This window comes from Seonamhaeicola sediminis (assembly GCF_004358095.2).
Taxonomy (GTDB): Bacteria; Bacteroidota; Bacteroidia; order Flavobacteriales; family Flavobacteriaceae; genus Seonamhaeicola; species Seonamhaeicola sediminis.
In genome coordinates this window covers 1-886 of sequence record NZ_SMZJ02000036.1, presented here as the reverse complement: position 1 = coordinate 886, position 886 = coordinate 1, and the positions used below count along the sequence as shown (strand labels likewise).

At 28.0% G+C, this 886-nt stretch carries 1 protein-coding gene; it reads left to right on the top strand.

Annotation, left to right across the window (positions count from 1 at the left end; all coding sequences use genetic code 11):
• Positions 1-165: 165 nt before the first annotated feature.
• The gene (locus E1J38_RS15000; RefSeq protein ID WP_133357649.1) at positions 166-741 is read left to right on the top strand and encodes a GNAT family N-acetyltransferase; all 576 of its coding nucleotides are present in this window, start codon (positions 166-168) and stop codon (positions 739-741) included.
• Positions 742-886 lie beyond the last annotated feature (145 nt).

The following is an 886-nucleotide window of genomic DNA, read 5'->3' as shown; positions in this document are numbered from 1 at the left end:
AAAAGCTACAAAAAGTGCTATTAATCTATACAACCAAATAAGATTACATGTATCTTTAGATTATAAAACACCGAATATGGTATACAAATTAACAGCTTAAATAAATTTTTAACCTGTAGCCATATTTCAGGACTAGACATTAACCAAAAATTGCGCAATTAAAAAATGACATTAGAAAAATTTTTCTCATCAGAATTGATTCTTGAAAATGATTCGATTTTATTGCGTCCTTTATCAATTAATGATATTGACGCAATTGAACAAATAAGTTACAATAATGAATTAGGCGAATTTGGAGCAAGAGTGAAAAACAGAAATGATTTAGTCGATTATTTTGACTTCTGCCTGAATGCAAAAAAAGAAAAAGAATTATATCCTCTAATAATTATAAATCGGAAAAATAATGAACCAATCGGATTGACAATGTTTGGAAATATTAGTTTTCAAAGTAAAAGGATAGAAATAGGTTGGACTTGGATTGGTGAAAAATTCCAAGGAACTGGTATTAATTCAATTTGTAAAGGACTACTCTTAGACTATTGTTTTGACATTTTAAAACTACGGAGAGTTGAATTTAAAATAGACATAAAAAACATAAAATCTCAAAAGGCGATTGAAAAAATTGGAGCTTTTAAAGAAGGACTTCTAAGAAATTATAATATCCAATCTTATGGAGAAAGCAAAGGAACTTATGTATACAGTATTCTTAAAGAAGAATGGAAAAATAAAAACGTGGCATAACACCGTATCCTATGAAAAGCACTAGCCTAGTTCTCCAAAGTTAATATTTTATTTTTAATTATCTCATAATGATGATTCTGTGGTGTTGGAATGTTGATAATTCCGATAGGATTATCAATATTTCAACAGCCTTTAAATAACTTGC

Coding starts and splice junctions, on each gene's coding strand:
- E1J38_RS15000 (WP_133357649.1), top strand. CDS start 166: ATGACATTAGAAAAATTTTTCTCATCAGAATTGATTCTTGAAAATGAT.